25 protein-coding genes and 2 tRNA genes are annotated in these 22,164 nt (G+C 65.8%); 18 read left to right on the forward strand and 9 right to left on the reverse strand.

Annotation, left to right across the window (positions count from 1 at the left end):
• Window positions 1-12 precede the first annotated feature (12 nt).
• Genes uvrC through ACSFA5_RS08300 form a run of 3 tightly spaced genes read left to right on the forward strand, consistent with a single transcriptional unit; the run spans window position 13 to window position 3,483 of the window.
• Window positions 13-1,974: an excinuclease ABC subunit UvrC gene (uvrC, locus tag ACSFA5_RS08290; RefSeq protein WP_435443545.1), complete on the forward strand. Its 1,962-nt coding sequence runs from the start codon at window positions 13-15 to the stop codon at window positions 1,972-1,974.
• Window positions 1,975-2,032: 58 nt separating this feature from the next.
• Complete coding sequence (pgsA, locus tag ACSFA5_RS08295; protein ID WP_435443546.1) at window positions 2,033-2,599, forward strand: CDP-diacylglycerol--glycerol-3-phosphate 3-phosphatidyltransferase; 567 nt, start codon at window positions 2,033-2,035, stop codon at window positions 2,597-2,599.
• Window positions 2,596-3,483, forward strand: a complete 888-nt coding sequence (locus tag ACSFA5_RS08300) for a DMT family transporter (protein WP_435443547.1) — start codon at window positions 2,596-2,598, stop codon at window positions 3,481-3,483. The genes pgsA and ACSFA5_RS08300 overlap by 4 nt, the downstream gene beginning before the upstream one ends.
• 30 nt (window positions 3,484-3,513) lie before the next feature.
• Here the strand turns inward: ACSFA5_RS08300 and ACSFA5_RS08305 are convergent, their stop codons facing one another.
• Window positions 3,514-4,473 carry a LysR substrate-binding domain-containing protein gene (locus ACSFA5_RS08305; RefSeq protein WP_435443548.1) on the reverse strand — a complete coding sequence of 320 codons (960 nt, stop codon included), beginning with the start codon at window positions 4,471-4,473 and terminating at the stop codon, window positions 3,514-3,516.
• 70 nt (window positions 4,474-4,543) lie between these two features.
• On the opposite strand from ACSFA5_RS08305, the gene ACSFA5_RS08310 reads away from it, so the two are divergent.
• From ACSFA5_RS08310 to ACSFA5_RS08335, 6 genes are all read left to right on the forward strand, one after another.
• A complete protein-coding gene (locus ACSFA5_RS08310; RefSeq protein ID WP_435443549.1) occupies window positions 4,544-5,461 on the forward strand; it encodes an alpha/beta fold hydrolase in 918 nt (305 codons plus the stop codon).
• A complete protein-coding gene (locus tag ACSFA5_RS08315) occupies window positions 5,458-6,555 on the forward strand; it encodes a tartrate dehydrogenase (protein ID WP_435443550.1) in 1,098 nt (365 codons plus the stop codon). Before ACSFA5_RS08310 ends, ACSFA5_RS08315 begins: the two co-directional genes overlap by 4 nt.
• A 230-nt stretch (window positions 6,556-6,785) precedes the next feature.
• Entirely contained in the window at window positions 6,786-7,058 is a 273-nt protein-coding gene (locus ACSFA5_RS08320; RefSeq protein WP_099796196.1) for an HU family DNA-binding protein, read from the forward strand.
• A 29-nt stretch (window positions 7,059-7,087) separates the two neighbouring features.
• A tRNA-Val gene (locus ACSFA5_RS08325) sits at window positions 7,088-7,163 on the forward strand.
• 78 nt (window positions 7,164-7,241) lie between these two features.
• Complete coding sequence (locus ACSFA5_RS08330; RefSeq protein ID WP_435443551.1) at window positions 7,242-9,155, forward strand: SurA N-terminal domain-containing protein; 1,914 nt, start codon at window positions 7,242-7,244, stop codon at window positions 9,153-9,155.
• 117 nt (window positions 9,156-9,272) lie between these two features.
• Entirely contained in the window at window positions 9,273-9,953 is a 681-nt protein-coding gene (locus ACSFA5_RS08335; protein ID WP_435443552.1) for a histidine phosphatase family protein, read from the forward strand.
• 12 nt (window positions 9,954-9,965) lie between these two features.
• On the opposite strand, the gene ACSFA5_RS08340 is transcribed toward ACSFA5_RS08335, so the two are convergent.
• Together ACSFA5_RS08340 and ACSFA5_RS08345 are read right to left on the reverse strand one after the other, a co-directional pair.
• Window positions 9,966-10,298, reverse strand: a complete 333-nt coding sequence (locus ACSFA5_RS08340) for a hypothetical protein (protein WP_435444080.1) — start codon at window positions 10,296-10,298, stop codon at window positions 9,966-9,968.
• Between the two features lie 86 nt (window positions 10,299-10,384).
• A complete protein-coding gene (locus ACSFA5_RS08345; protein WP_435435604.1) occupies window positions 10,385-10,633 on the reverse strand; it encodes a GlsB/YeaQ/YmgE family stress response membrane protein in 249 nt (82 codons plus the stop codon).
• Window positions 10,634-10,847: 214 nt separating this feature from the next.
• Between ACSFA5_RS08345 and ACSFA5_RS08350 the strand changes: the two genes are divergently transcribed.
• The 3 genes from ACSFA5_RS08350 (at window position 10,848) to ACSFA5_RS08360 (ending at window position 12,270) form a co-directional block, all read left to right on the forward strand.
• A complete protein-coding gene (locus tag ACSFA5_RS08350) occupies window positions 10,848-11,495 on the forward strand; it encodes a YbhB/YbcL family Raf kinase inhibitor-like protein (protein ID WP_435443553.1) in 648 nt (215 codons plus the stop codon).
• Between the two features lie 76 nt (window positions 11,496-11,571).
• Window positions 11,572-11,647, forward strand: a tRNA-His gene (locus ACSFA5_RS08355).
• Window positions 11,648-11,925: 278 nt separating this feature from the next.
• Complete coding sequence (locus ACSFA5_RS08360) at window positions 11,926-12,270, forward strand: H-NS histone family protein (protein ID WP_435443554.1); 345 nt, start codon at window positions 11,926-11,928, stop codon at window positions 12,268-12,270.
• Window positions 12,271-12,352: 82 nt separating this feature from the next.
• Here the strand turns inward: ACSFA5_RS08360 and ACSFA5_RS08365 are convergent, their stop codons facing one another.
• Window positions 12,353-13,339 (reverse strand): NADPH:quinone oxidoreductase family protein, encoded by a 987-nt coding sequence (locus ACSFA5_RS08365; RefSeq protein ID WP_435443555.1) that lies wholly within the window; start codon window positions 13,337-13,339, stop codon window positions 12,353-12,355.
• Window positions 13,340-13,466: 127 nt separating this feature from the next.
• Here ACSFA5_RS08365 and surE point away from each other — a divergent pair, with 127 nt between their 5' ends.
• From surE to rlmD, 5 genes are read left to right on the forward strand one after another with little or no spacing between them, the layout of a single operon-like run.
• Entirely contained in the window at window positions 13,467-14,225 is a 759-nt protein-coding gene (gene surE, locus ACSFA5_RS08370) for a 5'/3'-nucleotidase SurE (protein WP_435443556.1), read from the forward strand.
• Window position 14,226: 1 nt separating this feature from the next.
• Complete coding sequence (locus ACSFA5_RS08375; RefSeq protein ID WP_435443557.1) at window positions 14,227-15,000, forward strand: protein-L-isoaspartate(D-aspartate) O-methyltransferase; 774 nt, start codon at window positions 14,227-14,229, stop codon at window positions 14,998-15,000.
• Window positions 15,001-15,011: 11 nt separating this feature from the next.
• The gene (locus tag ACSFA5_RS08380; protein ID WP_435443558.1) at window positions 15,012-15,917 is read left to right on the forward strand and encodes a peptidoglycan DD-metalloendopeptidase family protein; all 906 of its coding nucleotides are present in this window, start codon (window positions 15,012-15,014) and stop codon (window positions 15,915-15,917) included.
• Window positions 15,918-15,921: 4 nt separating this feature from the next.
• Window positions 15,922-16,944, forward strand: coding sequence for a sigma-70 family RNA polymerase sigma factor (locus ACSFA5_RS08385; RefSeq protein WP_435443559.1), 1,023 nt, complete (start codon window positions 15,922-15,924; stop codon window positions 16,942-16,944).
• 30 nt (window positions 16,945-16,974) lie between these two features.
• On the forward strand, window positions 16,975-18,423 hold the full coding sequence (gene rlmD, locus ACSFA5_RS08390; RefSeq protein ID WP_435443560.1) for a 23S rRNA (uracil(1939)-C(5))-methyltransferase RlmD: 1,449 nt from the start codon (window positions 16,975-16,977) through the stop codon (window positions 18,421-18,423).
• Window positions 18,424-18,468: 45 nt separating this feature from the next.
• Here rlmD and ACSFA5_RS08395 read toward each other — a convergent pair whose 3' ends face one another.
• The gene (locus tag ACSFA5_RS08395) at window positions 18,469-19,170 is read right to left on the reverse strand and encodes a Bax inhibitor-1/YccA family protein (protein ID WP_435443561.1); all 702 of its coding nucleotides are present in this window, start codon (window positions 19,168-19,170) and stop codon (window positions 18,469-18,471) included.
• A gap of 175 nt (window positions 19,171-19,345) precedes the next feature.
• On the opposite strand from ACSFA5_RS08395, the gene ACSFA5_RS08400 reads away from it, so the two are divergent.
• The gene (locus ACSFA5_RS08400) at window positions 19,346-19,753 is read left to right on the forward strand and encodes a GlcG/HbpS family heme-binding protein (RefSeq protein ID WP_007830736.1); all 408 of its coding nucleotides are present in this window, start codon (window positions 19,346-19,348) and stop codon (window positions 19,751-19,753) included.
• Window positions 19,754-19,939: 186 nt separating this feature from the next.
• Here the strand turns inward: ACSFA5_RS08400 and hemP are convergent, their stop codons facing one another.
• The 4 genes from hemP to ACSFA5_RS08420 all read right to left on the reverse strand — a co-directional run bounded on the left by hemP (window position 19,940) and on the right by ACSFA5_RS08420 (window position 22,094).
• Complete coding sequence (hemP, locus tag ACSFA5_RS08405; RefSeq protein WP_435443562.1) at window positions 19,940-20,152, reverse strand: hemin uptake protein HemP; 213 nt, start codon at window positions 20,150-20,152, stop codon at window positions 19,940-19,942.
• Between the two features lie 94 nt (window positions 20,153-20,246).
• On the reverse strand, window positions 20,247-20,660 hold the full coding sequence (locus tag ACSFA5_RS08410) for an ExbD/TolR family protein (RefSeq protein ID WP_435443563.1): 414 nt from the start codon (window positions 20,658-20,660) through the stop codon (window positions 20,247-20,249).
• A 5-nt stretch (window positions 20,661-20,665) separates the two neighbouring features.
• The gene (locus ACSFA5_RS08415) at window positions 20,666-21,382 is read right to left on the reverse strand and encodes a MotA/TolQ/ExbB proton channel family protein (protein WP_435443564.1); all 717 of its coding nucleotides are present in this window, start codon (window positions 21,380-21,382) and stop codon (window positions 20,666-20,668) included.
• 22 nt (window positions 21,383-21,404) lie between these two features.
• Window positions 21,405-22,094, reverse strand: coding sequence for an energy transducer TonB (locus tag ACSFA5_RS08420; RefSeq protein ID WP_435444081.1), 690 nt, complete (start codon window positions 22,092-22,094; stop codon window positions 21,405-21,407).
• Window positions 22,095-22,164: the final 70 nt, after the last annotated feature.

Raw genomic sequence — 22,164 nt, forward strand, 5'->3', positions numbered from 1 at the left:
ACAATAGCCGCCATGTCAGACGTGCATTCCGATCAATTGCTCAGCGAAGTCGCGGCCCTGCCGCAACTGCCGGGCGTCTACCGCTACTTCGACGCGGCCGGCGCGGTGCTTTATGTGGGCAAGGCGCGCAACCTCAAGAAGCGGGTTGCCAACTACTTCCAGAAGAGCCACGGCGGCACCCGCATCGGCCACATGATCTCGAAGATCGTGCGCATGGAGACCACCGTGGTGCGCTCCGAGGCCGAGGCGCTGTTGCTCGAGAACAACCTCATCAAGACGCTCAAGCCGCGCTACAACATCCTGTTTCGCGACGACAAGAGCTATCCCTACCTGAAGATCGCGTCGCACCAGTTTCCGCGGCTGGCCTACTACCGCGGCGCCGTCGACAAGAAGCACCGCTACTTCGGTCCGTACCCCAGCGCCTGGGCGGTGAAGGAATCGATCCAGCTGCTGCAGAAGGTGTTCCGCCTGCGCACCTGCGAGGACACGGTGTATGCCAACCGCACGCGGCCGTGCCTGCTGTACCAGATCAAGCGGTGCAGCGGACCGTGCGTGGGCCACATCGCGCCCGACGACTATGCGCACGACGTGGCCAGTGCCGAGGCCTTCCTGATGGGCGACACGCAGCTCGTGCTGTCCAAGCTCGAACAACGCATGACCACGCACGCCGAGAAGCTCGAGTTCGAGCAGGCGGCCGAGCTGCGCAACCAGATGTCGGCCATCTCGCGCGTGCTGCACCAGCAGTCGATCGAGATCGCGTCCGACAAGGACGTGGACATCCTGGCCGTGCAGGTGCAGGGCGGCAAGGCCTGCGTGAACCTGGCCATGGTGCGCGGCGGGCGGCACCTGGGCGACCGGCCGTACTTTCCGGTGCACGTGGAAGACGCGGCGCAGATCCATCACGGCGAGCTGGACGACGACGACGGCGAGACGCCCGCCGCCGCCGACCCGATCGAGGTGCAGGTGCTCGAGGCCTTCATTGCCCAGCACTACATCGACGTGCCGGTGCCTGCCACGCTGGTGCTGAGCGAGCAGGTGAGCCGCGAGCTGATCGAGGCCATTTCGCTGCAGGCCGGCGCGCGCGTGACGGCGGTGTTCCAGCCGCGCGAGCAGCGCCGGCACTGGCTCGAGATGGCCGAGACCAATGCCAAGCTGCAGCTGGCCCGGCTGCTCGCCGAAGAGGGCTCGCAGCAGGCGCGCACGCGCGCGCTGGCCGATGCGCTGGAGCTGGCATCGGACGACCTGGACGACTTGCGCGTGGAGTGCTTCGACATCTCGCATACCGCTGGCGAGGCCACGCAGGCTTCGTGCGTGGTGTTCGAGCACCACACGATGCAGAACCGCGAGTACCGCCGCTACAACATCGAGGGCATCACGCCCGGCGACGACTACGCGGCCATGCGCCAGGTGCTGCACCGCCGCTACGGCAAGCTGGCCGAGGCGATGGCCGCCGAGACCGAGGCCCTGCCGCCGGGCGACGCCGAGAGCGAAGGCAGCGATGCGCCCCCCAAGGCCCGCACCTTGCGCATGCCCGACCTGGTGCTGGTGGACGGCGGCAAGGGCCAGGTGTCGATGGCGCGCGAGGTGTTCAGCGAGCTTGGCCTGCCGCTGTCGCTGATCGTCGGCGTCGAGAAGGGCGAGGGCCGCAAGGTCGGGCTCGAAGAGCTGGTGTTCGCCGACGGGCGCGAGAAGGTCTACCTGGGCAAGGACTCGGCCGCGCTGATGCTGGTGGCGCAGATTCGCGACGAGGCGCACCGCTTCGCCATCACGGGCATGCGGGCCAAGCGCGCGAAGGTGCGCGTCGGCGGCAGCCAGCTCGAGGACATTCCGGGCATCGGGCCGAAGCGGCGCGCGCGGTTGCTGCAGCGCTTCGGCGGCATCCGGGGCGTGGCGGCGGCGAGCGTGGAAGACATCGCATCGGTGGAGGGAATCGCCTCCGAGCTGGCGGAAGAGATCTACAAGGCGCTGCACTGACGGCGAAGAGGGCAAGACCTGCGGTCGAGGGTTAATGCCACCATGACACAATCAAGAGATGTTCTGGACCCTACCGACCATCATGACCTGGACGCGCATCGTCGCGATCCCTTTGATCGTCGGCATGTTCTATCTGCCGATCGCCGAGCCGATGCGCAACCTGATCGCCACGGTCATGTTCATCGTCTTCGCCGCCACCGACTGGCTCGACGGCTACCTGGCGCGCAAGCTCAACCAGACCTCGGCCTTCGGCGCCTTCCTCGATCCGGTGGCCGACAAGTTCCTGGTGTGCGCCTCGCTGCTGGTGCTGGTGCACCTGCAGCGCGCCGATGTGTTCGTGGCGCTGATCATCATCGGCCGCGAGATCGCCATCTCGGCGCTGCGCGAATGGATGGCGCAGATCGGCGCCGGCAAGAGCGTTGCGGTGCACATGATCGGCAAGGTCAAGACGACCGTGCAGATGGTGGCCATTCCGTTCCTGCTCTATGACGGACAGTTGTTCAAGGTGATCGACACCGGCCTGTGGGGCCAGTGGCTGATCTGGATCTCGGCGGTGCTCACCGTCTGGTCGATGGTCTATTACCTGCAGAAGGCCATTCCCGAGATTCGGGCCCGCACCAAATGAGCGCCGCCGCCGAGGCGCGCCACGCAGGCTGGCTGCGGGCGATGCCGGCGGTGTTCGTGCTGATCTGGAGCACGGGCTTCATCGTCGCGCGCTACGGCATGCCGTATGCGCCACCCCTCAAGTTCCTTGCCGTGCGCTATGCGTTGTCGCTGGCGTGCTTCGGCCTGTGGGTCGCGCTGGCCCGGGTCGCGTGGCCGAAGGCGCGCGCGCAGTGGGGGCACCTGGCGGTCACCGGCGTGCTGATGCAGGCGGGTTACCTCGGCGGCGTCTGGGCCGCGGTGCACGCCGGCATGGGCGCGGGGCTGGTGGCGTTGCTGGTCGGCATCCAGCCGGTGCTGACGGCGGTGTGGCTGTCGTTCAACGGCGGGCGCATTTCGGGGCGGCAGTGGGGCGGGCTCGCGTTGGGTTTCGCGGGGCTGGTCCTGGTGGTGTCGCGCAAGCTCGGGCAGGGCGCCGAGGTCAATGCGCTGACGATGGGGTTGGCGGTGATGGCGCTGGTGTCCATCACGGCCGGAACGCTCTATCAGAAGCGCTTCGTCGCGCCCTGCGATGTGCGCAGTGCCAGTGCGGTGCAGATGGCGGCGGCGCTGCTGGTCACGCTGCCGTTCGCGGCGATGGAGTCGCAGGGCATCGAATGGAACGTTTATTCGGGCGGCGCGATGGCGTGGTCGGTGCTGGCGTTGTCGCTGGGCGGCAGCTCGCTGCTCTACATGCTGATTCAGCGCGGCACGGCCACGGCCGTGACCAGCCTGCTGTACCTGGTGCCGCCTTGCACGGCCGTGATGGCGTGGCTGCTGTTCTCGGAGCCGATCACGTGGGTGACAGTGCTGGGCATTGCGCTCACCGCCGCGGGCGTGAGCCTCGTGGTGCGCAGCGGCCGCTGAGCGGCGGCCTGATTTTTTCGCGACCCACGTTCAGCGCGCGCCGGCCTTGCCCGGCTTCCAGGGCTCGCCGCGAAACTGTTCCACGAGGTGGTCGACCAGCAGGCGCACGCGGCGCGGCGTCTTCGGGCGCCAGGGTGCGACCCAGTGGATGTCCGCTTCCGGCATGGCGTAGTGCGGCAGCAGGCGCACCAGTTCGCCGGTCGCCAGTTGCGGCGCGATGTCCCACAGGCTGCGCAGCATGACGCCGTGCCCGGCCAGGCACCAGTCGCGCACCATCTCGCCCGAGTTGCTGGCCAGCGGGCCCTGTACGCGCACCCGCGCCGTGCTGCCGTCGCGCGCATGGCGCAGGGTCCAGAGCGCATGCTGGCGCGGGCCGGCGTCGCCGTTCTCGCGCGCGACCAGGCAGTCGTGCGACGCCAGCGCCTCGACGCTGGCCGGCGTGCCGCGGCGCTCCAGGTAAGCGGGCGAGGCGGCCAGCACGCGCTGGTTGCGCGCGATGCGCCGCGAGACCCAGTCGGCCGCATGGCGCTGCTGCACGGCCCAGAGCCACACGGCGCCGTCATAGCTTTCGGCGCCGAGGTCGGGCAGCTGCTCGGTGAGCATCAGGTCGATCTGCAGGGCAGGGTGGCGCGCCTGGAAGGCGGCCAGCGCCGGCCCGAGCCAGCGCCGGCCGAAGCCGAAGGTGGCGGCCAGGCGCACGGTGCCGGCCAGTTCGTTCTGCCGCTCGCCGAGCTCGCCTTCGAGCGCGGCAAAGCCGTCGAGCAGCGTTCGCGCATGCAGGCACACGGCCTCGCCCTCGGCCGTGACGCTGAGCCGGCGCGTGGTGCGCTCGAACAGCCGCTGGCCCAGCCGTGCCTCCAGCGCGCCGAGCCGCTTGGTGACGACGGAAGGCACCACGTCGAGCGTCGCGGCCGCGCCCGCCAGGCTGCCCTGGTCGCGAATGGCGACCACAAGGGCCAGGTCACCGCGGTCCATCGATGGAGGATTCATGCCGAAATAGAAAGTATGAATTGGCTGATTGTTGCTTGATGATCGCCGGGGTGCAACGCACAATCGTTCCGTGACAGCCTCTTTTCTTTCCTTTCCCCCGTTCGGCATCGAGCGCAACGGCGTGCGCATCCATGGCCGCATCGGCGGGCGTGGCGCGCCCCTGCTGCTGTTGCACGGTCACCCGCAGACGCATGCGATCTGGCACCGTGTGGCGCCGGCGCTGGCCGAGCGCTTCACCGTGGTCGCTGTCGACCTGCGCGGCTACGGCGACTCGGGCCGCCCGGCGGCCGACGCCGAGCACGCGGCGTACAGCAAGCGGGAAATGGCGCTCGATGCGCTCACCGCCATGCGCCACCACGGCTTCGAACGCTTCGGCGTGCTGGCGCACGACCGCGGCGCGCGCGTGGCGCACCGGCTGGCGGCAGACCACGCCGAAGTGGTGGAGCGCATGCTGCTGCTCGACATCGCGCCCACGCTCGCGATGTACGAACAAACTTCCGAGGCCTTCGCCAAAGCTTACTGGCACTGGTTCTTCTTGATCCAGCCGCCGCCGCTGCCCGAAGCGTTGATCGCGTCCGACCCGGTGCGCTACGTGCGCAGCGTGATGGGCGGGCGGCATGCGGGGCTCGCGCCGTTCGCGCCCGAGGTACTGGCCGAGTACGAGCGCTGCGCGAGCATCGCGGGCACGGCCGAGTCCATCTGCGAGGACTATCGCGCCTCCGCTACCATCGACCTCGTGCACGACCGCGCCGACATCGCCGCCGGCCGGCAACTGGTGCAGCCGCTGCGCGTGCTGTGGGGCGAGCATGGCGCGGTGGGCAAGGCCTTCGATGTGCTGGCGCTGTGGCGCGAGCGCGCGGCCGATGTGTCGGGTCGTGCCTTGCCGTGCGGCCACTACGTTCCCGAAGAAGCGCCGGACGAACTGCTCGCCGAGGCGCTGAGCTTCTTTTCATCCCCCTCACAAGCACACGCAGGAGCCGCACCATGAGCACCCAGAAGAGCACACAGCGAATTGCAGTCATCGCCGGCGACGGCATCGGCAAGGAAACCACGCCCGAGGGCCTGCGCGTGCTCGAAGCGGCGGCCAGCAAATTCGGCATCGACCTGAAGTTCGACCACTTCGACTTCTCCAGCTGGGACTACTGCGAGAAGCACGGCCAGATGCTGCCCGACAACTGGAAGGACCAGATCGGCGGCCACGACGCCATCTTCTTCGGCGCGGTCGGCTGGCCCGAGAAGATCGCGGACCACGTGTCGCTGTGGGGCTCGCTGCTGATGTTCCGGCGCGAGTTCGACCAGTACATCAACCTGCGTCCCGCGCGCCTGATGCCCGGCATCATCGCGCCCGTGGTGCGCCGCGACGGCACGCCGCGCGAGCCCGGCGAGATCGACATGTACATCGTGCGCGAGAACACCGAGGGCGAGTACTCGAGCATCGGCGGGCGCATGTACCAGGGCACGCCGCGCGAAATCGTGGTGCAGGAAACCGTGATGTCGCGCGTGGGCGTCGACCGGGTGCTGAAGTTCGCCTTCGAGCTTGCGCAGTCGCGACCCAAGAAGCACCTCACGAGCGCCACCAAGTCGAACGGCATCTCGATCACCATGCCCTACTGGGACGAGCGCGTGGTGGAAATGGCCAGGAACTATCCGGGCATCACGCTGGACAAGTTCCACATCGACATCCTCACCGCGCACTTCGTGCAGCGGCCCGACTTCTTCGACGTGGTGGTGGCGAGCAATCTGTTCGGCGACATCCTGTCGGACCTGGGCCCCGCGTGCACCGGCACCATCGGCATCGCGCCCAGCGCCAACCTCAACCCGGAGCGCACCACGCCCTCGCTGTTCGAACCGGTGCACGGCTCGGCGCCCGACATCGCGGGCAAAGGCATCGCGAACCCGATCGGGCAAATCTGGTGCGGCGCGATGATGCTGGAGTTCCTGGGCCACAAGCAGGCGCACGATGCCATTCTTTCGACCATCGAGCGGGTGCTCGCGCCCCAAAGCGGCGCACCGCGCACCCCGGACATCGGTGGGACGGCCAGCACCAGCGACCTCGGCAAGGCGATTGCCGAAGCACTCTGAACCGCTTTGGGCCACTGCGAAAAAACGCTTCACGAAACGCCCCTAGAATCGCGCGCTCCGCTGATCTGCATGGCCTCGTGTCTTATTGACACCCTGCAGACCAGTGGTTGTAATCCTCGATGGCAGTGCGCTGCCGAGGCGTCAGGCCTGCCAGGTTCTTGAGTCGCACACATCGCGGCCGGGTCGCAGCTGACGGAAGCCGACCAACTTTTTTTCTACAAGGGGCCCTTGTGAACAAGACCGAACTGATTGAGCACATCGCAAAGAACGCCGATATTTCCAAAGCAGCAGCAACGCGTGCGCTCGAATCCACCATCGGCGCTATTCGTACCACGCTCAAGAAAGGCGGCTCGGTTTCGCTCGTCGGTTTCGGCACTTTCGCAGTAGGCAAGCGCGCGGCCCGCACCGGCCGAAATCCCCGAACCGGCGAGGCGATTAAAATCAAGGCTGCCAAGATTCCGAAGTTCCGTCCGGGCAAGGCGCTGAAAGACGCGCTGAACTAAGACGTTAGACTCGGAGCGTATTCCCGGTGGGGTGCTTAGCTCAGTTGGTAGAGCGCCGCCTTTACACGGCGTAGGTCGGGGGTTCGAGCCCCTCAGCACCCACCACCCACCCGATGCAAAGGCGAACCGCAAGTTCGCCTTTTTTATTGCCGTCCGACATCCGTCGAAAAAGAGTGTTCAAGCATGTTTGATTTCTTCCGCAAGTACAACAAGATCGTCATGATTTTCTTGTTCTTGCTGATCATTCCCTCGTTCGTGCTCTTCGGTGTCGAGCGCTACCAGGGCAGCAGCGACGAGAAGGTGGCCCGCGTCGATGGCCAGCCGATCACCAAGCCCGAGTGGGACCAGCAGCACCGCGTCGAGACAGATCGCATTCGCCAGCAGTCGCCCAACATCGACCCGACGGTGCTCGACTCCGACGCCCTGCGGTACGCCACGCTGGAGCGCATGGTGCGCGACCGCGTGCTGGTCGCTGCGGCCGCCAAGGCGAACATGTCGGTGTCCGAAGATCGCCTGTCGCGCATCTTCGCGCAGGACACGGGCCTGGCGGCGTTCCGTACGCCCGATGGCAAGTTCGACCGCGACGCCTTTCAGCGCGTGACCGGCCGCACCCCCGAGCAGTACGAAGCGGGCGTGCGCTCCGAGATGGCCACGCAGCAGGTGCTGCTGGGCGTTTCGGGCACGGCCTTCACGACGCCCGCGCTGGCCGCCACCACCATCAACGCCTTCTACGACAGCCGCGAGATCCAGGTGGCCCGCTTCAGCCCCGAGAGCTTCGCGTCGAAGGTGACGGTGAGCGACGCCGACATCGAGGCCTACTACAAGGACCACACGGCCCAGTTCCAGGCGCCCGAGCAGGCCAGCATCGAGTACCTCGTGCTCGACCTGGAGGCCGCCAAGAAGAACCTTGTAGTGAGCGACGCCGATCTCAAGACCTATTACGAGCAGAACACGGCGCGCTTCGGCACGAAGGAAGAGCGCCGCGCGAGCCATATCCTGATCACCGCGCCGGCCAGCATGCCTGCTGCCGACCGCGAAAAGGCCAAGGCCAAGGCCGAACAATTGCTGGCCGAAGTGAAGAAGGCGCCCGCCAGCTTCGCCGACGTGGCGCGCAAGAATTCGCAGGACACCGGTTCGGCGGAGAAGGGCGGCGACCTCGACTTCGTCACGCGCGGTGCAATGGTCAAGCCTTTCGAAGACGCAATGTTCTCGCTCAAGAAGGGCGAGATCAGCGGCATCGTCGAAACCGAATTCGGCTACCACATCATCGAAGTGACCGACATCAAGCCCGCCGTGGTGCCGCCTTTCGAGAAGGTGCGTGCCACCATCGAGAGCGAAGTGCGCGCGCAGCAGGCCACGCAGGAATTCGCGAAGGCCGCGGAGGCATTTACCGATGCCGTGTACCAGACGCCCGACAGCCTCAAGCCCGCGGCCGAGAAGCTCAAGCTCACGATCCAGACGGCCGCCAATGTGCCGCGCACGCCCGCACCGGGCGCCACCGGCCCGCTGGCCAGCCGCAACTTCCTGAGCGCGCTGTTCGCGCCCGACTCGCTGCAGCGCAAGCAGAACACCGAGGCGATCGAGGTCGGCTCCAGTCAGCTCGCGTCGGGCCGCGTGACGCAGTTCACCCCGGCGCATCCGGTGCCGCTGGCCGACGTGAAGGACAAGATCCGCGCGCAGCTGGTGACCGAACGAGCCGCGGTGCTCGCCAGGACCGAGGGCGAGGCGAAGCTCGCGGCGTGGACAGCCAAGGCCGACGGTGCGACCTTCGGCGCGCCGATGACGGTGTCGCGCCGCGAAGCGCAATCGCAGCCGCTGCCGGTCATCGACGCCGCGCTGCGTGCCGACGCCGCCAAGCTGCCCACGCTCGTGGGCGTGGACCTCGGCGCCCAAGGCTATGCCGTGGTTCGCGTGACCAAGGTCGTGCCGCGCACGCCCCCGGCGCCCGATCTCGCGAAGCAGGAACAGGCGCAGGTGGGCCAGTCGGTGGCCGCTGCGGAGGACGCCGCCTACTACAGCATGCTGAAGGATCGCTTCAAGGCGGAGATCCTGGTGCCGAAGCCGGCGGACACGCTGCCTGTTGCCGCAGGCCGCTGATCCAAAGCCGCCTTCGCGAAAAAGCCCGAGCCGATGGCTCGGGCTTTTTCATTGGGACGCGCGAACTGGTCGCCCGAGGGACAAGCGAGGCCCGCGCTTCTTGCCAGAATCGCCCGCATGGGAACCCTCTATCTCGTGCGCCACGGGCAGGCCAGTTTCGGCGCTGCGGACTATGACAACCTGAGCGAGCTCGGGCACCGGCAGGCGGTTCGTCTGGGCGCGTACTGGCGTGAGCGCGGCATGACTTTCGACGCCGTCATCACTGGCACCCTGAAGCGCCATCGACAGACATGGGAAGGCATTGCCGAGGGCCTGGGCCTGGGCCTGGCGAGCGACGGCGTGCTGCCATGGCCCGGACTCAACGAGTACGACAGCGAGGCGCTCATTGCCACCATCCACGAGGGCAAGCTCGAAAAGCCCGATTCGCCCGAGATGTACCGCCATCACTTCCGGCTGCTGCGCGAGGGCCTGGGCGCGTGGATGCAGGGCCGGACGGCGCCGATCGGGATGCCTGGCTATGTCGACTTCCTGGCGGGCGTGACGACGGCCCTGGACCACGTGCGTGAGAAGCACCACGGCGCGAAGGTGCTGGTGGTGTCGAGCGGCGGGCCCATCAGCACGGCGGTCGGCCACGTGCTGGGCACGAGCGCCGAGACGACAATCGAACTCAACCTGCGCATCCGCAATTCGTCGGTGACGGAGTTCGCCTTCACGCCCAAGAGACACATGCTCGTGACCTACAACACGCTGCCGCATCTGGACGGTCCGGCGTATGAGGACTGGGTCACCTACGCCTGAAGGCTTCGCGGCTCAGGCCTGCCACACCCCGTATCCCGCCTTGCGCAGCGCGATGCCGAGGTCGACCTCCATCAGGCGTGCGTCCTCGTAGGTCATCGGGTTGTAGCGTTCGTACAGCGCGGGCAACAGGCGCAGGCCGAAGGCCTGCACGAAGCTGTTGGCCTGGATGCCGGCCTTGTGCTTGTCGAAGCGGATGTCGGGGTCCAGGCCGGTCATGCCGACATAGACGAAGGGCTTGCCGAGTTGGTAGTCGGGATTGGCGCGCCTGAAGCGGCCGTTGTTCCATACGCGGTCATCGAGCTCGACCACATAGACGTGATGCTTGGCGCGCGGCTTGCGAGGCACGGCATCCGTGGTGGCCGCCCGCTTGACGCGGCGCGGCGAGTCAGCAGAAGCGGCCGCCCGCGTGACGCGGCGCGACCGCGAGGCCATCAGCTCTTGCGCTTGATGAGACCGTAGAGGACCAGCAGCACGATCGCGCCCAGCACGGATGCGATGAAGCCTGCGCCCTGGCCTGCGGTGTACCACCCCATCGATTGCCCGACGTACGTGACGATCAAGGAGCCCGCGATGCCGATGAGGGTGGTGACGATGAAGCCCGCGGAGTCGTCGCCCGGCTTGACGGCACGCGCCACAAGACCCACGACGAAACCGATCAGGATAGTCCAGACGATGCTCATGAAGAAATTCCTTTGGTGGTGAAGTGGAAGTGGCGAGAGGGAGGGCCTCATGCCCGCCTGCGCGGGTCGCTTGGATGATAGCGGAGCACTTTGGGTGCGGATGCCCTCGAATGCCGATGGAACGAGGGGGCGGGAACCCGTGCCCGTCGGCGTGACGCCGAGGCTGCGCGGCGTCCTACAGGCGCAGCTGCGGCGCCGGGGTACACCTTCGACCATGCTGGAAAAACTGCCTGACGTCATTGGTCACGCGCTGCAAGGTGTGCGTGCTGGATTGGACGAGATCGTCTTCAACACCCTCGGCATGCGCGAGGGCATGGCATCGATCGACCTCACGAGCGTTGCGTTCGCAGACCACGCGCCGCTTCCGGCTCGCTGCACGGCCGACGCGCCTGACGGCGAGGGCATTTCTCCGCCGTTGCGGTGGGCGGGATTGCCGGTGGGAACGGCGTCGCTGGTGTTGATCGTCGAGGATGCCGATTCGCCCACGCCCAAGCCGCTTGTGCATGCCATCGTGGTCGATCTTCCGCTGGAAGGAGGTTCTCTGACAGAAGCGTCGATTCCGAGCCAGGGCAATGACGGTGTGGGCCTGCATGTCGGCCGCAATTCGGCATTGCAGGCAGCGTGGCTGCCGCCCGACCCGCCCCCGGGCCACGGGGTGCATCGCTACGCGTTCCAGTTGTTCGCGCTGGCGCAGACGCCGGAATTCTCCGAAGCGCCGGGGCGAGACGAGATCGTCGATGCGCTTCGCGCACACGCCATTGCCAGCGGGTTGCTGATCGGCACCCATGAGCGGCCCGACGGGTCGATCAAGATCCTGGAGGGCGTGACGTCGACGTTGAGCGGACCTCTGGTGGCGGGTTGATGTGGCATTCAAGCCTCGTGTTTTAACGGGGGCTGTCAAAACCGGGATTTTTAACGCTACAATCGGAGGCTCTACGGTGGCTGTAGCTCAGCTGGTAGAGTCCCAGATTGTGATTCTGGTCGTCGTGGGTTCGAGTCCCATCAGCCACCCCAAAAAATATTTCCTTTAGGCTATTGCTAAATAGCGTTCAAAGGTTTGCACCGCCGGGCTTGCCCCGGCGTTGTCATTTCCGAGCCACCGCTTCTTCGGGTTGCGTGCTCCTCTCCCTTTTTCCCGTCTTCATCCGCATATAAGCGCCCAAGGTGGTGCGCTCATGTTGCGAGTTGTTGCATCAACGCAATGCGGATTCAATTTTTTTGTCAGGCGTCACGCTTGCTACAAATGTAAATTGAATTAAAATCCGCTCGTTTTCAATTTCTGGAGTCCAACAATGGCTTCGACCCTCGCCGATATCAATTCCCAGATCAAGAAGCATGACGAGCAGATTGCGCAATTGCGCAAGCAAGCCGAAGACATGCGCAACCAAGAGCGCGCCGGTGTGATCGAAGAGCTTCGCAAGAAGATTGCCGAATACGGATTGACGGCTTCCGACTTGAAACTGGGCGGCCGCGGGGGTGCCGTCAAACGCGCAGCAGGCGTTGCACCCATCAAAGCAGCTGCCAAATACCGTGGCCCGACGGGCGAAACCTGGTCGGGTGGCCGTGGCCGCAAGCCGCGTTGGGTGACCGAGGCATTGGCTGCAGGCAAGTCGCTGACCGATTACGAAATCAAGTAAGTGCCTGCCGGACTCTTGGGCAAGTGCCCAATAAAAAAGCCCGCTCATGCGGGCTTTTTTATTGGGTGTCGACCTGGCAAGGTCAGTTCACCATCACGAGTTTTCCCTTGACGCCGCGCGAACCCATGTGGGCGTATGCCGCCTTCAATTCGGCCATCGGCATGGTGCTGTCGATCACCGGCTTGATCTTTCCCTGGCCATACCACTGGGCCAATTCGGCCATCATCTGCGCATTGGCCTTGGGCTCGCGCCGCGCGAAATCACCCCAGAACACGCCCACGATGGAAGCGCCTTTCAGCAGCGTCAGATTCAATGGCAACGACGGAATGGGGCCTGACGCAAAACCGACGACCAAATAGCGCCCGCGCCAGCCGATCGAGCGAAACGCCGGCTCTGCAAAGTCACCACCGACCGGGTCGTAAATGACATCCGGTCCTTTGCCGTCGGTCGCGGCTTTGACGGCATCGCGAAACCCATTGGGCAGCGCGTGCGTCGTGTAGTTGATCGTCGCGTCAGCGCCAATGGAGCGGCAAAGTTCGCATTTCTCATCTGTGGATGCCGCCGCAATGACATTGGCGCCAGCCGCCTTGGCAATCTGGATGGCTGCGGTGCCCACGCCGCCGGCCGCGCCGAGCACGAGCACGGTTTCGCCGGCCTTGAGTTGCGCGCGGTCCATCAATGCATGCCACGAGGTGGCGTAGATCATGATGAAGGCCGCGGCATCGACGTGTCCGAAGCCTTCGGGCAGCGGCATGCACAGCGCCGCGGGGGCCAGCGTATGCGTCGCGAACCCGCCAGTGCCCGACAGGCAGGCCACGTTCTGGCCGACCTTGAGGTGCGTCACGCCTTCGCCGACCGCCTGGATGACGCCCGCATATTCGGAGCCAGGCACGAAGGGCAGGGGCGGCTTCATCTGGTACTTGTTCTGCACGATCAGCAGATCGGGAAAATTCAGGCTCGCCGCCTTGATTTCGATCAGTACCTGTCCCGGGCCCGGCGTCGGTGTCGGCAGTTCCTTCCAGGTCAGCGCGTCGACGCCGGTGGGGTTTTCGCAAAGCCATGCGTGCATGCTCGAGTCTCCTTCGTGTGAGTCGGGTGGGGGCAATGAATGCGGGCGATGATAGGCGGCGCGTCGAGGCTGGCTTGTCCCTGCTGCGACGCACCCGACGCCTACAATCCGAGCGATCCAGGACACCATGAAGATACTCATTTCCAACGACGACGGCTTCCAGGCGCCGGGCATCGTCGCACTGCACGACGCACTCAAGGACATCGCCGATGTCGAGGTGATTGCCCCCGAGCACAACAACAGCGCCAAGTCGAACGCACTGACCCTGGCCGCACCTCTCTATGTGCGCGAAGCCCACAACGGTTTTCGCTACGTGACCGGCACGCCGGCCGACTGCGTGCACATCGCACTCAAGGGCCTGCTCGACTACCGGCCAGACCTGGTGGTTTCCGGCATCAACAATGGCGCCAACATGGGCGACGACACCATCTATTCGGGCACCGTCGGAGCGGCCATGGAGGCTTACCTGTTCGGCATTCCCGCCATTGCGTTCTCGCAGATCGAAAAGGGCTGGGCCCACGTGGACGCGGCTGCTCAGGTGGCGCGGCGTCTGGTGCAGCAGATCGAGCGCGAGCGCATGCTGGACGGCGAGGCGTTCCTGCTCAACGTGAATGTTCCGAACAAGCCCTTCGACGAACTGAAGCCCGTCAAGGTCTGCAGGCTCGGTCGCCGGCACGCTGCCGAGAAGGTGATCACGCAGGACAGCCCGCGCGGCGAGACCATGTACTGGATCGCCGGCGCCGGTGGCGCCAAGGACAGCGGCGAGGGCACCGACTTCCACGCCACCGCGGCTGGTCATATTGCGTTGACGCCGTTGCAGATCGATCTGACCGACCACGCCAACCTCGGCCAATGGCGCGAGACCGTGGCCCGGTTCGGCAACTGACATGGCCACCCAGCGGCCCAGTTTTCCCGTTCGCCTGACACCCACCGCCTCGGCCGCCACGCGCGGGCGCATGCCTGCAGTGCCGACCAAGCCGATGGTGCCGTCCACGCCTTCGATGGCCTCCGACGCTGTGCGCGCGCGCATGGTGCAGAAGCTCGCGGCCCAGGGCATTTCCGATCCGCGCGTGTTGCGTGCGATGGGCGCGGTGAACCGGCACGGTTTCGTCGACAGCGCGCTGGTCAACCAGGCGTACGAAGACACCAGCCTGCCGATCGGGCTCGGGCAGACCATCTCCAAGCCCAGCGTGGTGGCCCGCATGATCGAACTCCTGCTGGGCGCGCCCGCGCTGGCCGGAAAACCGCAAGACAAACTGGGCCGAGTGCTCGAAATAGGCACCGGCTGCGGCTACCAGGCCGCTGTGCTGAACCACGTGGCCTCCGAGGTCTACAGCATCGAGCGTTTGCGCGGCCTGCACGAGCGGGCACGCTTGAACCTTCGGCCCTTCCGCCTGGCCACGTTGCACCTGATGCTGGGCGACGGAATGGTCGGCTACGCGAAGGGCGCACCCTACGCCGGCATCATCGCTGCCGCGGGCGGCGAAGCCGTTCCGCAAGCCTGGATCGACCAGCTCGCGGTGGGGGGCCGCATCGTGGCTCCGACACATTCCGCCAGCGGTGGGCAGGCCCTCGTCGTCATCGACAAGACCCCCCGGGGACTGGAGCGTCTCATTCTTGAGGCGGTTCACTTTGTCCCCCTAAAATCAGGCATCGCTTGAAGGAATAACACATGCAGGGTTTTGGCAATCGGAGTTGGTTCGCTGGCGTCACGTTGGCCTTTGTGCTCGTGATCGCGGGCTGTTCCACACCGCGTGGGCCGGCACCGGTCGAAGACCGCGGCACCATGACGCGCGCCCCCAGCGCCACAGTGCCTGGCGGCCCGCCCATCACCACGGACGCCAACGGCAAGCCGCTGGCAGGCATCGAGAATTACGGCAAGCCCGGCTACTACGCGGTGCGCCCCGGCGACACCATCCGCCGCATCGGCGCGGACACGGGCCAACGCTGGCAGGACATCGTCCGCTGGAACAACATCGACAACCCCGACCTCATCGAAGTCGGCCAGGTGCTGCGCGTGATCCCGCCGGGTGGAACGGCCGTTGCCGTGGCGCCGCCGGCCAGTGCGCCTTCTTCCGAAAGCGCGACCACGAAGCCCGTGACGCCGCCAGCAGTGCTGGCGCCTGCGGCACCGGCCAGCAGTGCGGTCAAGCCACCGGCACCGATCACGGCGTCGCCGTCGGCCCCGGGCAGCGGCAATTCGGGTGACGAAGACCTCGGGTGGATCTGGCCCGCGAGCGGTTCCTTGATCGCGGGTTTCGACGAAGCCAAGAACAAGGGCTACGACATCAGCGGCAAGGCGGGCGACCCGGTGCTGGCCGCCGCCGACGGCCGCGTGGTCTATGCGGGTGCCGGTCTGCGTGGCTACGGCAACCTGATCATCCTGAAGCACAACAACACCTACCTCACGGCGTATGCACACAACCAGACGCTGCTCGTGAAGGAAGACCAGTCGGTTCAGAAGGGCCAGAAGATCGCCGAAATGGGCAACAGCGACGCCGACCGGGTGAAGCTGCATTTCGAGATCCGCCGCCAGGGCAAGCCCGTCGATCCTTCGCGTTACCTCCCCGGCCGGTGATGCCATGGCTGCCCCTCGCCCCCGTCGCACGCTGCCTGTGCGCGGGTCGGCGGGCAAGGGCAGCCGCAGGGACCCTTCCGACGAGAGCGCCGCTTCCGTCGACGCAGCGGCCGATCCGCTGGCAACAGACATCGCACCGCCTCGTGGTGCCCTGAGCGAGCCGATCGGCGGCGAAGGCGCGGATGCGCTGACCATCTACCTGCGCCAGGTCCGGCGCACCGAGCTCTTCACACCCGCGCAGGAGTACCAGGCCGCATGCGCCGCGCGAGCTGGCGATTTCGCTGCACGCCAGTCGATGATCGAGCACAACCTGCGGCTCGTGGTGAACATCGCCAAGGGTTACCTGGGACGTGGCGTGCCGCTGTCGGACCTCATCGAGGAGGGCAATCTCGGCTTGATGCACGCCATCACCAAGTTCGAACCCGAACGCGGCTTTCGTTTTTCGACGTATGCGACCTGGTGGATCCGCCAGTCCGTCGAACGCGCGGTCATGACGCAGGCCCGGGCGATCCGGCTGCCGGTGCATGTGGTGCGAGAGTTGCACCAGGTGCTGCGCGCGCGCCGCACCCTCGAAGGCGACGCGGAATTTCTGGTGCACCGGCCCGACGGCGTGCGCGTGGAAGACATTGCCGCGCTGCTCGGACGGGACGTGCAGTCCGTGGCCGATCTGCTGGCGCTGTCCGAAGCGCCGCGCTCGCTGGATGCAGGCGATGCGCGCGGCGACGATGGCTTCACGCTCGCCGACACCGTGGCCTCCGAGGACGAGCAGGGCAGCCCGACCGGCGTGACGCACACGCACGAGGTGGAGCGCCTGCTCGACCAATGGGTGCATGCCCTCGATGCGCGCGAGCGCGAGGTGCTGGAAGGCCGCTACGGCCTGCACGACCGCGAGCCAGAGACGCTCGAGGTGCTGAGCGTGCGCCTGGGCCTCACGCGCGAGCGGGTCAGGCAGATCCAGAACGAGGCACTGGCCAAGATGCGGCGTCAACTGGCGCGCTCTGGCGTCGGTCGCGATGCGCTGTTCTAGCGGAGCCGGCCACGCTGAGACAATCGGGGCATGACGGAACCCATCGAAGAAAACAAAACCCCCGCGAAAGTCCCCGCGAATCCTGGTGAAGAGTGGTTGCAGGTCGAATCGCTCGACCTCGACGCCCAGGGTGTCGCCCACAAGGCCGACGGCATGGTCGTGTTCATCGAAGGCGCATTGCCTTTCGAGGAGGTGCAGTTCAACGTGAACCGCCGCAAGAACAACTGGGAGCAAGGCACGGTCACGGCCATTCGCCGCGAGTCGTCGCAGCGGGTGCGTCCCGGCTGCCCGCACTTCGGCCTGCACACCGGCGCCTGCGGCGGTTGCAAGATGCAGCACCTCGACCCGGGCGCCCAGGTGGCCGTGAAGCAGCGCGCATTGGAAGACAACCTGTGGCATCTGGGCAAGGTACGCCCCGAGAACGTGCTGCGCCCGCTCGAGGGACCTGCATGGCATTACCGCTACCGCGCGCGGCTCTCGGTGCGCCACGTGGTCAAGAAGGGCACGGTGCTCATCGGCTTCCACGAGCGCAAGAGCCGCTACCTGGCCGACATGCAGGTGTGCCCGGTGCTGCCGAAGCAGATCAGCGAGATGCTGATGCCGCTGCGCGCGCTGATCGGCTCGATGGACGCGCGCGAGACCTGCCCGCAGATCGAACTGGCCTGCGGCGACGCGCCCGAGAGCACGAAGCTCGGCACCATCGCGCTGGTGCTGCGGCACCTCGAGCCGCTGTCGGGCGCCGACATAGAGCGGTTGAAGGCCTTTGCGGCCGGCAACGAAGGCGTTCAGTGGTGGCTGCAGCCCAAGGGCCCGGACACCGTGAAGCTGCTGGAGGAGAGTGGCGTGCCGCTGGCGTATCGGCTGCCCGAGTTCGGCGTCACGATGCCGTTCAAGCCCACCGATTTCACGCAGGTCAATCCGCACATCAACCGGGCGCTGGTCGGCAAGGCGCTGCGCCTGCTCGACGTGCAGCCGGACGAGCGCGTGATCGACTGGTTCTGCGGCCTGGGCAATTTCACCTTGCCGCTGGCGAGCCGGGCGCGTGAGGTGCTGGGCATCGAGGGGAGCGACACGTTGGTGGCGCGCGCCACCGACAACTTCAAGCGAAATCAGCCCGCAACGCCCGCCCGCCGTGCGTTGTCACATGCAACTTTCGTAGCGCGCAACCTGTTCGACATGACGCCAGCGATGCTGGTGGCCGACGGCAGCGCCGACAAGTGGCTGGTCGACCCGCCGCGCGAAGGCGCCTTCGCCCTCGCCAAAGCGTTGTCCGAGTTGCATCTGCAGCCTGAACTGCGCACCGACGGCTGGACGCCGCCCAAGCGCATCGTGTACGTGAGCTGCAACCCGTCGACGCTGGCACGCGATGCCGGCCTGCTGGTGCACCAGGGGGGCTACCGTTGCACGTTCTCCGGTGTGGTGAACATGTTCCCGCACACGGCGCACGTCGAGTCGATCGCGGTCTTCGAGCTGGAATGAAAAAGAGCCCCTCGGGGCTCTTTTGAATGGTGGGTGCGGGTCCGCTCAGTCGCGTTCGCCGCCGAAGATGCCCAGCAGGGCCAGCAGGCTCTGGAACACGTTGAACAAGTCCAGGTACAACGCGAGCGTTGCGGTGATGTAGTTGGTTTCGCCGCCGTCCATGATCTGCTTCAGGTCATAGAGCATGTAGGCCGAGAAGATGCCGATGGCAGCCACCGAGATCACCAGCATGCCGGTGCTCGAACCGACGAAGATGTTGATGACGGCGCCGAACATCAGCACCATCGCGCCGACGAACAGGAACTTGCCCATGCCCGACAGGTCGCGCTTGATGACCGTGGCCAGCGAGGCCATCACGAAGAACACGCCAGCGGTGCCGCCGAAGGCCGTCATGATGAGTTCGGAGCCGTTCTTGAAGCCCAGCACCATCGCGATCAGGCGCGACAGCATCAGGCCCATGAAGAAGGTGAAGCCCAGCAGCACCGGTACGCCGGCGGCGGAGTTCTTGGTCTTCTCGATGGCGAACATGAAGCCGAACGCGCCGCCGAGGAAGACGATGAGGCCGAGTCCGCCGGTAAGAGAGCGCGTGAGGCCCGTGCTGACACCGACCCATGCGCCGAGCACGGTGGGCAGCAGGCTCAGCGCGAGCAGCCAGTAGGTGTTGCGCAGCACGCGTTGGCGTTCCGCCTGCGCCAGCGGCTGGCCGTAGCCAGTGGATGTGTCTAGGGTGGTAACGCGGTCGTTCATGGCCGGAGCTCCTGTGGTTGCTGCGAAGACGCAGTTGGGGCGCATTCTAGGGGGCTGCAAGAGCGGGTGCCGGTAAAGACGGCATGCAGCTTGTTCCCAAGCTTGGCACCGGCGCGAAGGCACTGCTGGCGGCGTGGCCGTTATGCTGTCGGGTTTTACGCAACCCGAGCACACCATGAAGACCAAATCATTCCTCGAACTCGCCGATGTCAAGGCCGTTGCCGCAGCGGCCGAAGCCGAGGCCCTGAAGAACAACTGGGCCGTGACCATCGCCATTTCGGACGACGCCGGCAACCTGCTGTGGCTGCAGCGCCTGGACGGCGCCGCTGCGCTGTCCTCGCACATCGCACCGGCCAAGGCGCACACCGCCGCCATGGGCCGCCGCGAGAGCAAGGTCTACGAAGACATCATCAACGGCGGGCGCACCGCGTTCCTGACGGCGCCCGAAGTGCAGGGCCTGCTCGAAGGCGGCGTGCCGATCGTGAAGGACGGCCACGTGATCGGCGCCGTTGGCGTGAGCGGCGTGAAGTCGAACGAAGACGCACAGATCGCCAAGGCAGGCATTGCCGCACTCGGCCTCTGAGCTTTACGCCGCACCAAGCAAAACGCCGACTTCGAGGTCGGCGTTTTCTTTTCGGATGCTTCAGCGTGAAAAAAAGCTTGGCTAGTCGGCGAACCGTTGGCTAGCAAAAAACGACCCTTCGGAGATGAATCTCCTTGAGTCGCCCCACGATGAAACTTGCTCGGGAGGGGCGAACTGAACGACGACCTATTTGGTCAGGATCAGCTTGCCGAGTTTGGTGGCTTGAAGCCGGTACAGGGAGCCGTTGTGCATGATGCCGACGGTCTTGCTTCCTTTCAGAAGCTCGGTGCTTTCAACCTGCGGAGCCGGACGCGTTGCCTGGATGGACGCATGGCCGCCACCCGATTGGTCGAGCGAAGGATGGTTCAGAACAGAAAAGGCATTCGGAGTGGCTGGCATCTGGAGTTCCCTTATCGAAGCGATGACTGAATGATAATGATTCGCAATAAAAAGTCAATCGTCGCGATCAACTTTTTTTTGATCGCGATTCAGGTCACTTCGCATCAGGCTCCGTGATGAAGCCGATCTTGCGCACGCCGGCTTCGCGCGCTTCCGACATGGCCTTGGCCACACGCTCGTAGCGCACGGCCTTGTCGCCGCGGATATGCAACTCGGGCTGCGGCTCCTTGGCGGCTTCTGCGGCCAGGCGCGCGGGCAGCGCGCTGTCGTCGATCTTGTCTTCGTTCCAGTAGTAGGTGCCGTCTGCCGTCACGCTGAACAAAATGTTCTGCGGCTTCGGCTGCTCGGGCTCGCTGGTGGCGCGGGGCAGGTCGATGTTGACGGCGTGCTTCATCACCGGCACGGTGATGATGAAGATGATGAGCAGCACCAGCATGACGTCGACCAGCGGCGTCATGTTGATCTCGTTCATCACTTCATCGGGTTCGTCTTGTGTTCCAAAAGCCATGATGCTCAGCCCTTCTTGAGCGGAACCACGATCGCGTCGCTGCCGCCGCTCTGAACGCGGGCGCCGGTCACGAAGTAAGCGTGCAGGTCGTGCGCGAAGGCGTTGAGCTTGGTCAGCACGAACTTGTTGCCGCGAACCAGCGCGTTGTAGCCCAGCACCGCCGGAATGGCCACGGCCAGGCCGAGCGCCGTCATGATCAGTGCTTCACCGATCGGGCCGGCCACCTTGTCGATGGTCGCCTGGCCGGCCGAGCCGATGCTCATGAGCGCGTGGTAGATGCCCCAGACCGTGCCGAACAGGCCGATGAAGGGGGCGGTGGAGCCCACCGAAGCCAGGATCGCGAGGCCCGTCTGCAGGCGCGCGGTGAACGCGTCGATGCCGTTGCGCAGGGAGCGCGTGATCCAGTCGCTCACGTCCAGCGTGTCGTGCAGGTGCACCTTGGTGTTGCGGTGGTGCGCTGCGGCTTCGCGGCCTTCGAGGGCCAGCGCGCGGAACGGGTTGCTGTCGTCCTTGCCGAGCTTGTTCAGCGCGGTGGCGAAGTCTTCGCTGTGCCAGAAGTCTTGCGAGTTCTTGGCGAGGCGCTTGTAGCGAATGACGTCGAGCGCCTTGACGATGATCACGATCCAGGACGCGAGCGACATGCCGATCAACAGCACCGCCACGGCCTTGGTCACGAAGTCGCCCTGGTTCCAGACGTTCATCAAGCCAAATTGGGAATCCATACGAAGTTGCTCCAGAGAAAAATTAGTTCAGCACGTAGTTGACGGGGGCGTCATAGGACATGGCTTGCACCACGCCGTTGATCTTGCCGGGCACGAACCGGCATTTCATGATGTATTCCACGGCCGCCTCGTCGAGCCGATCGAAACCGCTGGATTTCTTGACTTCCGCGCCCTTGGGCGTGCCATCGACGCCCACAAGTACCCGCACGATGACCTTGCCCTGTTCGCCGAGCCGCCTGCTCATGGCGGGGTAGACCGGCTTCGGGTTCTGAAGGTAGTCGGCGTTGCTCGACGGCAGCGACACCGCGGGGGGCGCTGGAGGCGAAGGCGGCGGTGCGGGGGGGGCCGGCGGCGCGGGCGGTGCCGGTGGCGCGGCGGGCGGCGGCGGTTCCGTCACACCCACGGGCGCCTGCGGCGCCGGAGTCGGTTTCGGCTCCCGAATGGCCTGGGGACGCGGCGGAGGCGGCGCCTTGGCGACCTTGGGTTGAGGCGGCGGTGGGGGCGGAGGCGGCGGGTCTGCCTTCGGCTTGGGCGGCTCGACGAACTGGCTCAGTATTTCGACTGGAATCACCACTTCGGCGGCGCGGCGCAGCAATCCGCTTTGCAGCGCCCAGAGCGCGGCCCCGTGAAAAAGGATGACGCTGCCCGCAATGACCACATTGCGGGAAAGGCCGAGAAAGGAGGGGGGAGGGGCAAAGCGGTCAGACACGATCAACCATTCGAGTGCGGGCAACCTGAAAGGTGCCCCGATTGCAGCAAAACCGCTACGAGGACGCAGCGTG

The organism is Variovorax monticola, from assembly GCF_051216855.1.
Classification (GTDB): domain Bacteria; phylum Pseudomonadota; class Gammaproteobacteria; order Burkholderiales; family Burkholderiaceae_C; genus Variovorax.